General features: G+C 67.9%; 12 protein-coding genes and 1 tRNA gene. 7 read left to right on the top strand and 6 right to left on the bottom strand.

Annotated features, from left to right (window positions below; translation table 11 throughout):
• Positions 1–17: 17 nt before the first annotated feature.
• From aroQ to VN634_09125, 5 genes are read right to left on the bottom strand one after another with little or no spacing between them, the layout of a single operon-like run.
• Entirely contained in the window at positions 18–467 is a 450-nt protein-coding gene (gene aroQ, locus VN634_09145; GenBank protein ID HXC51034.1) for a type II 3-dehydroquinate dehydratase, read from the bottom strand.
• 20 nt (positions 468–487) lie between these two features.
• On the bottom strand, positions 488–1600 hold the full coding sequence (gene aroB / locus VN634_09140; GenBank protein HXC51033.1) for a 3-dehydroquinate synthase: 1113 nt from the start codon (positions 1598–1600) through the stop codon (positions 488–490).
• Positions 1597–2250: a shikimate kinase gene (locus tag VN634_09135; GenBank protein ID HXC51032.1), complete on the bottom strand. Its 654-nt coding sequence runs from the start codon at positions 2248–2250 to the stop codon at positions 1597–1599. The genes aroB and VN634_09135 overlap by 4 nt, the downstream gene beginning before the upstream one ends.
• 43 nt (positions 2251–2293) lie before the next feature.
• Positions 2294–3760 carry a secretin N-terminal domain-containing protein gene (locus VN634_09130; protein HXC51031.1) on the bottom strand — a complete coding sequence of 489 codons (1467 nt, stop codon included), beginning with the start codon at positions 3758–3760 and terminating at the stop codon, positions 2294–2296.
• A complete protein-coding gene (locus tag VN634_09125) occupies positions 3750–4406 on the bottom strand; it encodes a hypothetical protein (protein HXC51030.1) in 657 nt (218 codons plus the stop codon). Before VN634_09125 ends, VN634_09130 begins: the two co-directional genes overlap by 11 nt.
• Before the next feature lie 317 nt (positions 4407–4723).
• On the opposite strand from VN634_09125, the gene priA reads away from it, so the two are divergent.
• The 4 genes from priA to rsmB all read left to right on the top strand — a co-directional run bounded on the left by priA (position 4724) and on the right by rsmB (position 10070).
• Entirely contained in the window at positions 4724–7156 is a 2433-nt protein-coding gene (gene priA / locus VN634_09120; GenBank protein HXC51029.1) for a primosomal protein N', read from the top strand.
• An 82-nt stretch (positions 7157–7238) separates the two neighbouring features.
• Entirely contained in the window at positions 7239–7781 is a 543-nt protein-coding gene (def, locus tag VN634_09115; GenBank protein ID HXC51028.1) for a peptide deformylase, read from the top strand.
• A 35-nt stretch (positions 7782–7816) separates the two neighbouring features.
• Positions 7817–8746, top strand: a complete 930-nt coding sequence (gene fmt / locus VN634_09110; GenBank protein ID HXC51027.1) for a methionyl-tRNA formyltransferase — start codon at positions 7817–7819, stop codon at positions 8744–8746.
• Positions 8736–10070, top strand: coding sequence for a 16S rRNA (cytosine(967)-C(5))-methyltransferase RsmB (rsmB, locus tag VN634_09105; GenBank protein HXC51026.1), 1335 nt, complete (start codon positions 8736–8738; stop codon positions 10068–10070). Before fmt ends, rsmB begins: the two co-directional genes overlap by 11 nt.
• Positions 10071–10192: 122 nt before the next feature.
• Here rsmB and VN634_09100 read toward each other — a convergent pair whose 3' ends face one another.
• Positions 10193–11416: a hypothetical protein gene (locus tag VN634_09100; protein HXC51025.1), complete on the bottom strand. Its 1224-nt coding sequence runs from the start codon at positions 11414–11416 to the stop codon at positions 10193–10195.
• A gap of 194 nt (positions 11417–11610) precedes the next feature.
• On the opposite strand from VN634_09100, the gene rpe reads away from it, so the two are divergent.
• The 3 genes from rpe to VN634_09085 all read left to right on the top strand — a co-directional run.
• Positions 11611–12267, top strand: coding sequence for a ribulose-phosphate 3-epimerase (rpe, locus tag VN634_09095; protein ID HXC51024.1), 657 nt, complete (start codon positions 11611–11613; stop codon positions 12265–12267).
• 134 nt (positions 12268–12401) lie between these two features.
• Positions 12402–12478, top strand: a tRNA-Pro gene (locus tag VN634_09090).
• Positions 12479–12504: 26 nt separating this feature from the next.
• A partial coding sequence (locus VN634_09085) for a TerB family tellurite resistance protein (GenBank protein HXC51023.1) occupies positions 12505–13082 on the top strand: 578 nt, incomplete at its 3' end.

The raw sequence follows: 13082 nt of genomic DNA, 5'->3' as shown, positions 1-13082 counted from the left end.
CCGATCTGCAGCGTCGATCATGATCGAGCGAGAAGGGCGATCAGCGCGCGCAGCCCGAGCAGGTAGCTGTCGGCACCGAAGCCCATCACCTGGCCGACGGCGACGTCCACGATGAGCGAACGGTGACGGAACTCTTCGCGCTTGTGGATGTTCGACAGATGACACTCGACCGTGGGTATGCCGACAGCCGCGATCGCGTCGCGGATTGCGACACTCGTATGCGTGTACGCACCCGGATTGATGAGGATTCCCGAGTTCTCGCGCGCAGCCTGCTGGATGCGCGTCACGAGCTCGCCCTCGCCGTTCGACTGGAACGTCTCGATCGCCGTCCCGAGCTCGCCGGCGAGCTTTTCGAGCGATGCGTTGATGTCCGCGAGCGTAGCGGTGCCGTACACGTCCGGCTCGCGCGTGCCGAGCATGTTGAGGTTGGGTCCGTGGACCACGAGGATGGGTTTACGTGCGGTCATGCGATGTGCCCCGGCCGCCTCTATATGGCGGCGGCGATTTCGGCCACCTCGAGCGTCTCCGCGCGGCAGCGTCCGATCGCTTCGCAGACGATGTACGCCACGCGATCGCGCTCGGCCTTCTTGTCGAGACGGATTGCACGGACGAGCGCTTCCCTGTCGAGACCGGACGGCACTTCGTGCTCGAGCCCGAGCCGGTGGAGCAGGGATTCGATGCGGCGCGCGTCGCTCGCCGCGCACAGGCCGCGCTTTTCGGAGAGGCGGGCTGCCACGCCCATGCCGATTGCGACCGCTTCGCCGTGAAGGAAGCGGTCGTAGCCGGTCACCTGCTCGATCGCATGCCCGACCGTGTGGCCGAAGTTGAGAATGCGCCTGAGACCCTTCTCCTCGCGCTCGTCCTGCTCGACCACGTCGGCCTTGATGCGGACGCAGCGCGCGATCACTTCGGTCAGCACCTCGGGATCGCGTGCGACGAGCGCGACGGCGTCGCGTTCGAGCCGTTCGAACAGCTCGGCATCGAGGATCGCACCGGTCTTGACGACTTCGGCAAGCCCGGCGCGCAGCTCGCGCTCCGGCAGCGTCGCCAGCGTGGACGGATCGATCAGCACGGCCGACGGCTGCCAGAACGTGCCGACGAGGTTCTTTCCCTGCGGACGATCCATGCCGGTCTTGCCGCCGACGCTCGAATCGACCTGTGAAAGCAGCGTCGTCGGGATCATCACGAAGCGCACGCCGCGCAGGATTGTGGAGGCAGCAAAAGCCGTGAGATCGCCGACGACGCCGCCGCCGAGCGCAACCAGGACGGCTTTGCGATCGATACCGGCTTCGAGCGCGGTGTCGTAGATCGTCTCCACGCTCGCCATCGTCTTGTAGCGTTCGCCGTCACGGAGCTCGATCGACACGAGCTCGTCCGCGAGCCGTGTGTCGGCCGCCGCGAGACTCTCGCGAACGGCGGCCGCGTAGAGCGGAGCGACCGTTTCGTTCGTGACGAGAAATACGCGCGTGGGTTTCATCGCGGCGAGCACGCGGCCCACGTCATCGAGAACGCCGGCGCCGACCGTGCAGTCGTACGATCTTTCCGCGAGCTCAACGCGGACGGTTGCGCGCGCGTTCTTTACGTTCGCAGCAACGGTCATCGCTCTTTCTCTGCGGGCGAGCCGGCTGATCGCTCCTTGTCGCCGGACGGGCCGGCGGATGGCTTTGCTTCAGCCGTGGTCGCGGCGTCCGATTGCGGGCGAGGTTTCGCGTCGCACTGCGCTTCGCTGCGCGCACTGCTGCGCAGGCGCGGCGAGATCGCTGCCGCGACGCGCGCCGCCGCCTGGTCGACCGTCAGTCCGTCGGTTTCCACCATCACGTCGGCCATCCTGTAGAACGGAAGCCGTGTCTCATACAGCTTTGCGAGCCGTTCGGGCGCACCGGGACCAGACGCAAGCGGCCGCTTGTCCGAGCGCGACACGCGCTCGAGGATGACTTCGGGAGACGTCACGAGGCAGACGACCGGACCGAGCCGATGCAGCGTCGCGCGGTTTTCCGCATCGACGAACGTGCCGCCGCCGGTCGCAATGACGGTCGGCCGCTCGAGCGCAAGGCCTTCGATCGTCTCGCGCTCGAGCCGCCGGAACGCCGGCTCGCCTTCGCGCGCAAAAATCTCGGAAACCGTTGCGCCGGCGTGATCTTCGATCACCTGGTCGGTGTCGACGAAATCGAAGCCGAGCCGGCGGGCGAGCCTGCGCCCGACCGCGGTCTTGCCGCTTGCCATGAAGCCTGTGAGCACGACGTGAAGCATGGCGAGTCTGCGGAACGTATCACGGGCGGGCGGGGAAGGAACGTCAGTCGAGGACGCGCGGCGTGACGAGGACCAGGAGCTCTTCGTCCTCGGACGCATCGGATTTCCTGCCGAACAGTGCGCCGAGCCCTGGAACGCGGCGCAGTCCCGGTACGCCCGCGCCGCTCTTTGAGCCGGCCTCGCGCGAAAGACCGCCGAGCACCGCCGTCTCGCCGCTGGTTACGAGCACTTCAGCGTCGACCATGCGGCTGAGCTCTTCCGGAATGTTGTCGGGCGGCAGCGGTGCGCCGAGACTGCTCGACTTCGCCTTCACGCGCAGCAGCACGCGTCCGCCCGCGCGGATCGCCGGCGTGACTTCGAGCCGTACACCAACGGGAATGTCTTCGGTCGCGCGCCCGTTCGATCCCGTCGAGACTTCGTCGCCGACGACCGTGCCGTTGCTCGGCAGGCGTATGCGCAGGATGCGCACGCTCTCGATCGTTGCCGGGCTGCCTTCGACCATCACGACGCTCGGACGCGAAATCACGTGCAGCTTGCCGCCGGCTTCGAGCGCGGAGATCTTCGCATCTAGCGCGGCGGCGCCGTGCGTGGCGATCACCAGCGCGGCGCTGCCGGCGTCGCTCTGCGGCGGCGGAAACCGCACGTCTCCACCGACTGTCGTGCCGGTAAGCTTCCATTCGACGCCGAAATCGAGCCGCGCCGAACGAAGCACCTCGACGATCTTCGCTTCGAGGAGAATGCGCCTTCGCGGCCGGTCGAGCTCGCCGACGACCGCCGCGACGCGTGCGAGCTCCTTCGGCTGTCCGGAGAGCACGATCGAATTCGACGACGGATCGGCCATCGCCGTTACGTCGAGTCCCGTCGCATTCTTGGAGAGGACCGACGCCGCTTCCTTGGCTGTGGCATATGCAAGACGCATCACGCGCGTCTGCGGCGGAGGAGGAGGCGGTGCGGCCGCCGGCGTTGCGGCTGCGGCGCCCGCAGCCGGCGCGGCGTTCTCGGTCGGGGCTTTGCCTGATTCGGTTGCGTGAGCGGACTCTTCTTCGCGAGCAGACTCCGCGTGACTGCCCGCGCTTGCCCGGCGCACCTCGATCAGCCCGTCGCGCACTACGAAATCGAAGCCGAATACGTGCGAGTAGGCCTCGAGCCGTGCCTTCCAGTCGAGATCCTTCGACTCGCTCGCCGTCAGGTCGCCTCTCAGATCCGGGCTGATCACGAGGTCGCGGTCGGCGTCGCGCGCGACATCGGCGAGCCATGCAGCGAGCGGCCTCGTTTTGAGATTCGATGCTGGCTGCGACGCGGTCACGACGGTCGCCGCTTCGACCTTCGTACGGTCCGGGACGGCAGCCGCGGCCGGCTTGCTTGCGGGCAATGGAGCAGGCGCGGCCTCCGGCGCCCGGTGAAAGTTGCGGACAAGAACGCCGCTCAACGCGATCAATCCGCACACGCCGACGAGCGCGCGCCGCAGGTGCCGCGCGCGCCGCTCGCCGGCCAGCAGGTCAGCGCGCACGGCCTGCTCCGAACCACGAGACCGCAAGCCCGACCGGCACGGCGAGATCCTCGCCGAGCGCTTCCGCGGCCGCTTCGGATTCGGGCAGCACGGACACAGCCGAAAGATGCTGGCGCCGCGCGCCGAGAACGTCGCCGGTGCCGAGCGCAGCCGAAAGCGACAGAAGCACGCACGGCTCGCAGTCGAGCGCGATCAGGCGAAGCCGCGCCCGCCGGAAGACTGCCGCCGCCTGCGCGACCGCTCCTTCCTGAGCCCAGACCCGCGTGCCGTCCTGCGCGCCGGTTACTGCTGCCAGGCGCTCGGCTCGCTGCGGAAGCGCCTCTCCATAGCGCGCGTTCGGCTCAACGTTTTCGGCTTCCTCGCATTCGAGATCGTCGTCCACGGGCGCCTGGCCGGAAGCAGCCGAGTCCACGCGGCAGAACGGCGCAGCGAGCGCCGCAATGTGCGGATCGCGCTCGCATCCCAGCACCCACGCGACCTCGATGACGCCCGGAGCGAAACAGGACCCGGCGACCGGCGGTGCATACGACGCCGCGCACGCTTCCAGCACCGGCTCCCGCTCCGCCCGCGAAACGACTGCGGCGACGATGCGGTCCGGAGCGAGATACCAGAAGACCGCGCGTCTCGTGCGAAGCGACGTAATCATGCGCCCGAGTCTCGAGCAGTTCCGCCTGCGCACGCAACGACCGCGCTGTAATGAGCCGCCTCCCCATCGACAAAAAACAGACATCGATCGAGCTCCATCACTCGCGCCCTATCCGCGGGCCGAGTCTCGAAGAGGGCGTCCTGCGCGGGCGACGAGAAGGGTCCAGATGCGAGGCGGATTCCGGCGTAGTGAGGGAGTCGTACTTCCCCTACGTCGACCGAACGAAGCCGGAATCCAACGAAGCAGATGTGGCCCTTATCGTCGTCCGCCCCGTCTCGAAGAGGAACATTCGGGCGTGTCATGTAAGAGTGGCGTACGTGTCAGATTTTGTTCATGTGACGCCGCTTCCGGCCGTCGCCAGCCTTGCCCGCCTTTCGTATGCGGTGCCGGATTCGCTGCGCGGTCTGGTGCGGACCGGCATGCGCGTGGTGGTGCCGCTCGGGCCGCGGCGCGTGACGGCGCTCGTCATCGGCGAAGCCGACGCAGCGCCCGACGGCGTCGTGTGCCGGCCGCTGATCTCGCTGCTCGACGACAGCCCGATCGTACCGGCGAAATTGCTCGAGCTTCTCGAGTGGATGGCCGACTACTACCTGTCGCCGATCGGCGACACGCTTTCGCTGGCTGTCGGACGTGCGCTCACGACCACCTCGCACCGTGCTGTGATGCTGCGCGAAGGCGAGCTGCCCGAAATCAGCGACGATCTCGAGAAGAAAATCGTCGCCCTGCTTGCCAAGGCCAACCGGCCGATGCCGCTGGTTTCGATCGCGCAGGCGGTCGGCCGCAAGAATATCGACCGCGCGCTGCGCTCGCTCGTCGACCGCGGCATCGCGTCGATCGACGACGTGCTGACTTCTCCGCGCACGCGCACGCAGTACGAGACGTCGGTGATCATCAAGCGCATGCCCGACGATGCGCTCGAGCAGACGCTGCTGGCACGCGCACCGAAGCGCCGCGCGCTGCTCGAGCATCTCGCGCGCCAGCCCGGGCGCCGCGCGACGATGAGCGAGCTCACCGCGCTGTTTCCGTCGGCGCCGGCGTCGCTCGCGGCGCTCGTCGAGGCTGGAATCGTACGCAGCGAAAAGGCCGAGCGCATGCGCTCGCCGCAGGAATATGTCGAGCATGCCGAGCCGCCGGCGCTTACCGCCGACCAGCAGAGCGTCGTCGATGCGATCATCGCTGCTTCCGGAAGCTTCTCCACGCTGCTGCTCCAGGGCGTGACCGCGGCCGGCAAAACCGAGGTCTACCTGCGAACGATCGAGGAGGCGCTGTCGCGAGGGCAGGGCGCGCTCGTGCTGGTGCCGGAGATTTCACTGACCCATCAGGTCGTCGCGCGCTTTCGCGCGCGCTTCGGCGATGCGGTCGCGGTGCTGCACAGCGATCTGACGCCAGGCGAACGCTGGGACGAATGGCGGCGCATCGCGCGCGGCCAGGCCCGGATTGCCGTCGGCGCGCGCTCGGCAGTGCTCGCGCCGGTATCGGGCCTCGGCCTCATCGTCGTCGACGAAGAGCACGACGGGTCGTACAAGCAGGACGACGGCGTGCGCTATCACGCCCGCGACACGGCCGTCATGCGCGGCCGCATCGAAGGCTGCCCGGTCGTGCTCGGCTCGGCGACGCCGTCGCTCGAAAGCTGGCGGCACGCCGTCGACGGCCGCTATCGGCATCTGCGGCTGCCGACGCGCGTCACGCCGTGTCCGCCTCCGCGCATCGAGCTCGTCGACTTGCGCGGAAAAGACATCGAGCAGGGCGGCGGCCTCAGCCAGCGGCTTACCGATGCGCTGCGCGAGAACTACGCGGCCGGCGGGCAGACGCTGCTGTTCCTCAACCGGCGCGGATATGCGTGTTCACTGCAGTGCTGGGCGTGCGGCGTGACGCTCGAATGCGGCTCGTGCAGCGTCGCGATGACGGTGCATCAGAACGACCGCACGCTTCGCTGTCACCACTGCGACGCGCGCCGCGCAATGCCGGCCGCGTGCCCGTCCTGCGGAAAGACGGCGATGTTCTCGCAGGGACTCGGCACGCAGCGGCTCGAGGCGACGGTTCGCACGCTGCTGCCGGACGCGCGTGTTGCGCGGCTCGACCGCGATGCGACCGAGCAGCGCGGCCTGCTTGCCGAAACGCTGTCGGCGTGGCGGCGCGGCGAGGTCGACGTACTGCTCGGCACGCAGATGATCGCCAAAGGCCACGACGTTCCCGGCGTCACGCTCGTCGGCGTCGTGCAGGCGGACGTGTCGCTGTCGGTGCCCGACTTTCGCGGAGCCGAGCGCACGTTTCAGCTGATCTCGCAGGTTGCGGGACGTGCCGGGCGCGGCACCGAGCAGGGAAACGTGATCGTGCAGACGTATCAGCCCGAGCATCCGGCGATCGCGCTTGCGGCGATTCACGACTTCGACGCCTACGCGCGCGAGGAGCTCGCCGAGCGCACGACGCTTGGCTATCCGCCGATCACGCGCATGGGCATGCTCCGGCTCGAAGGCGAAGACCGCCAGATGGTCGAACGGCTCTCGGCCCAGGCCGCCCGCGCGATGATGGAGGCTGGTACGGAAAGCGGCGAGATTCAGGTGCGGGGCCCTGCGCCGGCCCTGATCGAGCGCATCAAGGAGCGCTACCGCTTTCACGTGCACGTACGGTCTCCCCGATCTGCGCTCGTGCGAGCCGCGCTGTCGCGTGGCCGCGCCGCGGTGTCCCAGGCTGCGCGGGCTTCGCGAATTCGCGTGCTTGTCGACGTCGATCCGGTCGACATGTTCTGAGCCGGGGCGCCGCTGCGGCCTCGAACAGGCCGGAAAATCGGGCTGTTGCGCTTCCCCGTGATTTCCCGTTCACTACCGGATCGTGTCGGTTCTCGAGATCCACAAATACCCGAGCCGCGTGCTCAAGCAGAAGGCGCATGACGTCCGCGACATCGGCGGACATGTCGCCCGCATGCTGCACGACATGGTCGACACGATGTACATCGCCAACGGAATCGGGCTCGCGGCGCCGCAGATCGGAGTGCTCGAGCGCGTGATCGTCGTCGACACCGATCCCGACAACCGCGGCAAGAACCTGCTCAAGATCATCAACCCGGTCATCGTCGAGTCGCGCGGCTCGATCGTCTGGGAAGAAGGCTGCCTGAGCGTCGTCAACTACACGGCCGAAGTGACGCGCGCGCAGGAAATCCTGGTGCGCGGCTGGACGCTCGACGAGAAGGAAATCGAGATCGAGGCGAGCGATCTCGAGGCGGTCTGCCTGCAGCACGAGATCGACCATCTCGAAGGCACGCTGTTCATCGACCACGTCTCCAGGCTGAAGCGTGAGCTCTATCGAAAAAGGCTGCGCAAGGAGAATCCCGAGCTGGTCGAAGCGGCCGGCTCCGGCACGGGCACGCTTTTCTGACCTCTTCCGACACGAAATCGCTCGATCTGGTTTTCATGGGGACACCCGAATACGCGGCGGTTTCGCTGCGGCGGCTGCTGACTACCAAGCATCGCGTGCGGGCCGTGGTCACTCGGCCGGACAAGCCGCGCGGCCGCGGACACAAGGTCGAAGCCGGACCGGTCAAGCGCGAAGCGATCGCGGCCGGCATCGAGGTTCTCGAGCCTGCGTCGCCGCGCGAAGAAAGCTTCGTGGAGCAGCTCAAGGCGCTTCACGCCGATCTCGGCGTGGTCGTAGCGTATGGGCGCATCCTGCCGCGTGCGGTGCTCGCGGCGCCGCGCCTCGGCTGCATCAATGCGCATGCGTCGCTGCTTCCGAGGCTTCGCGGCGCCGCTCCGATCGAACGCGCGCTTCTTGCCGGCATGACCGAGACCGGCGTGACGATCATGCAGATGAACGAAGGGCTCGACGAAGGCGACGTGATTCTCGAGCGCTCGATGCGGATTCCGGCCACGATGAACGGCGCCGGGCTTCGCGCCGAGCTGGCGGCGCTTTCGGCCGAGCTTCTGGTCGAGACCATCGACCGCTTCGCCGACTACGGAGCAGCGATCCGCCGGCGTCCGCAGCATCATGCCGATGCGACGTTCGCGCCGCCGCTTCGCAAACAGGAAGCGTCGATTCACTGGAACGAAGATGCGCAGGCGCTGTGGCTGCGCGTGCGCGCGTTCTCGCCGCAGCCGGGCGCATTCGCGACCGATCGCGGCGCGCGGCTGAAAATCCTCGACGCGCGCTTCTCGAGGGCCGCGCACGACGCCGCGCCGGGAACCGTCCTCGGTGCCTCGGAAGAAGGCCTGCTCGTGGCGTGCGGCACCGGCGTGCTCGAGCTTCTGCAGGTCCAACCCGAGGGAAAGCGCGCGATGTCCGCGCTCGCTTATGAACGCGGACTGAAGGCCGCCGGCCCGCGCATTTTGGGCAATGGCGACTGATCCGCGACGTCTTGCCGCCGACGTGCTCGTCGCCGTCGACGGCGGCCAGTGGTCGGACGAAGCACTCGCGCGTGCGTACGACACGCTGCGCATGAACGAGGCCGACCGCGCGCTCGCGACGATCCTGGTCTACGGCACGATCGCGCGGCAGCGCACGCTCGACCATACGATCCAGGCCTGGGCCGATCGGCCGATCGAGAAAATCGACCAGGTCGTTCTCATCGCGTTGCGTCTCGGCCTTTTCCAGATGGCGTTCCTCGATCGCATTCCCGATCACGCCGCGGTCATGACGAGCGTCGATCTGGTGGTGCGGCGCGCGGCGAGCGCGCGCGGTTTCGTCAACGCGCTGCTGCGGCGTGCGCAGCGCGAAGGCCTCGCGCCTGCGCCCGACGCGCCCGAGGAAACGCGGCTCGGCGTCATGCACTCGCATCCGGACTGGCTCGTGCGCATGTGGCTCGACGAGCTCGGCGAGACGGACGCCGAGGCGCTCATGGAAGCCAACAACGACGCTGCGCCCACGTGCTATCGCGCCCTCGGAAACCGCGATGCCGCCGTGCAGGCCATCCGTTCGGCGGGATTTTCGGTGCGTGCGGGAACGCATGCGTCGACATCGATCGTCGTCGGCGGCGCGGTCCGGCAGTTCGAAGGCCTTACCGTGGTTCAGGGCGAAGCGTCGCAGCTCGTCGTCGAGCTGCTCGATCCGCGGCCGGGCGAGAAAATCCTCGACGCGTGCGCGGCGCCCGGCGGAAAGACCGCGGCGATCGCCGCGAAGGTCGGACTGCGTGGAAGCGTCGTCGCGTGCGACCCCGCGCCGCGCGCCGACGAGCGCGTCCGCATCTCGCTCGAGAACGCGGGCATCCAGCAGAAAGTGCGTTTTCTCGATTGCGGGATCGAGGAGCTCGGCGCAATCGCCGGGACTTTTGATGCCGTGCTCGCCGACGCACCGTGCTCCGGTCTCGGCACGTTACGCCAGCATCCCGAGATCCGCTGGCGCCGCTCGCCCGCGGATCTCCGGGATCTTGCCGGCCGGCAGCGATCGATCCTCGAGGCCGCCTCGCAGCGCGTGCGCCAGGGCGGACGGCTCGTCTACTCGACGTGCACGATCGCGCGCACCGAGAACGAAGATGTCGTTCGCGATTTTCTCGAGGCGCATCCCGAATTCGAGCAGGAAGGAGCCGCCACGCTGCCGCCGGTCGTCGCGGCGCTCGCCGATGCCGGTGGAACCATGCGAACCTTTCCGCACCGGCACGGCATCGACGGCTTCTTTGCGGTGCGACTGAAGCGCCACGACCGGCCTCGGCCGGCGGCACCGCAGCCGACCTGACGCGAGCGCGTTGCGTTCCGATCGTGCGCGGCGTCCGGCACGGGGGCATCGGCGCGCTCGCTTTAGTCCTCGCTTCGCTGCGGAACGACTCGCACGCCGACGCCCCCGCACCGGCCGCCGGGTTATTTCTTTCCCGAAATACCGCGATCGGCGAGAAAGCCTGCGAATGCTTCGGCTACGACCTCATGACCGCGGGCAGAAAAATGCATCGTGGTCGGATCGTACAGCAGGTTCGACGGGCGCGGGTTCGCCGCGGCGCTTCGAAGCTCCGGGGTCAGGTCGTGGAACACGTAGCCGTCTGCGTCGGCATGGCCGGCGAGCCAGGCGCGCTGCGCGTCGTCGAGCTTTCGCAGCACCGGCTCGATCGTCGGATCCGCGAACCGCAGGTGATCGGAATAGATCGTGTGCGCCGAAGGCGTGTAACTCACGACTGCAAGGAAGCCGTGCTCGCGGGCAAGCGCACCGAAGCGTGACAGCGCGCCGGCCCACAGCTCCGGCGTCGCCACGCCGCGCTCGAAGCGGCGTGCGGCGGCGACTTCATCGCGATCGCGGTTCTCGAGATTGAACGGGATCGGCCCGTCCACTCCGTCGATCGAGTAGTGAAAGTCGACGCCGGCCTTTTCCGGATCCTTCTCACTCGGGCTCGCCACACGGCTCACCAGCGCGAGGATCAGATTCAGCGCGTAGCTGTGGCGTCCGACGACGCTGGCCGCCAGCGCCGGTGCGATCGGCTGCGGCCCCTCGCTCGGCAGCGCGCCGCCGGCTTCGACCGCGCTTCGGTAGCGTTCGTACTCGACGGCATCGCGCAGGTCGTTGCCGCCGTAGACGTTCATGATGACCACGCGCGGATGCTTCGCGAGCCCGAACTCGCGCAGGATCTGCAGGTATTCGTAGGGGCCGAGACCTCCGAGCCCGAGATCGAAGCTGGACAGACCGGTGCGTCGCTCGAGCAGCTCAGTCCACGTCTGAGCAGGAAGCAGTGCGTGACACCACGTGAACGAGTCGCCGACGGAGATCACGTCGATGCCATCGCGCGCTGCATACTTGCCGGGCGGGTTGCAGAAGCCGATCTCGTCGGTCGAGCGCGGCGCGTTGCCGGCCGCATTGTCCACCGACACGATCGGCGATTCCGGCTTCGCGACGAACAGCGGCGGTCCCTCGTCATCGCGCTCGATGCGCCGGTAGTCCTTCTCGAGCGGGAATGCTCCCGCGGCAATTTCGGCGCGCAGGCCCGGCTCGAAAAGAATCAGCAGCCGCGGCGAGATCACCTGGGGTGCAAGGCGAAGCGAAACCTCGAGAACGACCCATGCGAGCGCGACGCCGAGGCTCACCGTGGCAAACATCATCCGGCGCCGCAGGGCCGCCGAATCGCGCGGACCATGTTCGACTCTGCCGGCGTTCATCCGGCCGAGTGTAGGGCGCGCACGGCTCGTCGCAAACTGCGTGCGCGCATGCCCTGCCGGTTGCGCCTCACCGAGCCGCCGCGAACGAGCGCAAGCCGCTCGGTTGCCGCCATGCCGGTCGCTTCGTATAAGGCGGCGTGATTCGCGTTGCGCCATCGATACTTTCCGCGGATTTTGGCCGGCTTGCCGACGAAGTCCGCGCGGTTACCGCCGCCGGCGCCGACTGGATCCACGTCGACGTGATGGACGGGCACTTCGTCCCGAACCTGACGCTCGGGCCCGACATCGTCGGTGCGATCGATCGTGCGACCGACCTCGTGCTCGATGTGCACCTGATGATCGAGCACCCCGAAAAATACGTCGAGCGCTTCATCGAAAACGGAGCCGACTACGTGAGCGTGCATCGCGAGGTCGTCTCCGACATCGGAGGCGTCTTCGACCGCATCGAAGCGGCCGGAGGCAAGCCCGGGATCGTGATCAACCCGGATACGCCGGTCGCAACGCTCGCCGAGGCCCTCGAGCGCGCGGCGCTGGTGCTGGTCATGAGCGTCAATCCGGGCTTCGGAGCGCAGCCGTTCATGGACGTGTCGCTGCCGAAGCTCTCCGCGCTGCGCGAGCTGCGCGAGAAGCACGGGTACGGCTACATTCTCGAGGTCGACGGCGGCATCAAGACCGGCAACGTCCAGCTCGTGATCGACGCCGGCGCGGACGTCGTCGTCGCCGGCTCCGCCGTTTTCAAGAGCGGCGACTATGCCGCCACGATTCGCGCGCTGCGGGGAAACGCAGCCGCGTAACTTCCACCCGGCGCTGGTGCCACCGCGCAGGATAGTCGACTTCGGGATCGACCTCGCGATCGTCCGCGGGCCCGCAAAAAGGCGAAGATTTGGTTTCCGCCGGTGCCGTGTTATCTGGCTCGGCTGCGAGGCTGCGGGGTGTAGCTCAGCCTGGTAGAGCACTGCGTTCGGGACGCAGGAGCCGGAGGTTCAAATCCTCTCACCCCGACCATCTCCTCCCCTCGAGTGCGCGCTCGCGTGATCCAATTCCCAAATTCGGGATGCCTCATCTTCCTGCTGCTGCTGGCGCTGTTCGGCGGAACGCCGCTGTTCGCGGGACTTCTGCGCGTCGCCCTTTTCCTGTTTGCGGCCACGCTGCTGGCGGGAACCATCGGCACGTGGTGGCTGCGCCGGCGCGCGCTGCCTCTCGCGCGCGAACGCCACGACCGGTTCGTCGAGATCCTCGTCGCGCTGCTGGTGCGGCTGGCCGAAGCCGACGGCAGCCTCGACCGCCGCGAGGTCACCGCCATCCGGCATTTTTTCCAGCACGAGCTCGGCTACAGCGACGAGAAGCTGCTGTGGGTGAAAGAGCTCATCCAGCAGGCGCGCGGGTCGCAGGTTTCGATCGCCGAGCTGTGTCAGCGGCTCACGGCCGAGTACGCGCTTCAGGAACGCATCATCGTCGTCGAGATGCTTGCCCGCGTCGCGCGTGCCGACGGCGCCATCAGCCAGGCCGAAGCCGCAATGCTGGACGAGGTCATCCGCCGGCTTGGCCTCGGCCCGTTTCAGCGCGGATTCCAGTGGGATTCCGCCGGCCGGAGCTACGGCCGCGAAGC

This window comes from Candidatus Limnocylindrales bacterium (assembly GCA_035571835.1).
In the GTDB taxonomy this organism is placed as follows: Bacteria; Desulfobacterota; Binatia; order UBA1149; family CAITLU01; genus DATNBU01.
The sequence above is the reverse complement of the archived record's forward strand: the minus strand, read 5'-3'. Positions and strand labels throughout refer to the sequence as shown.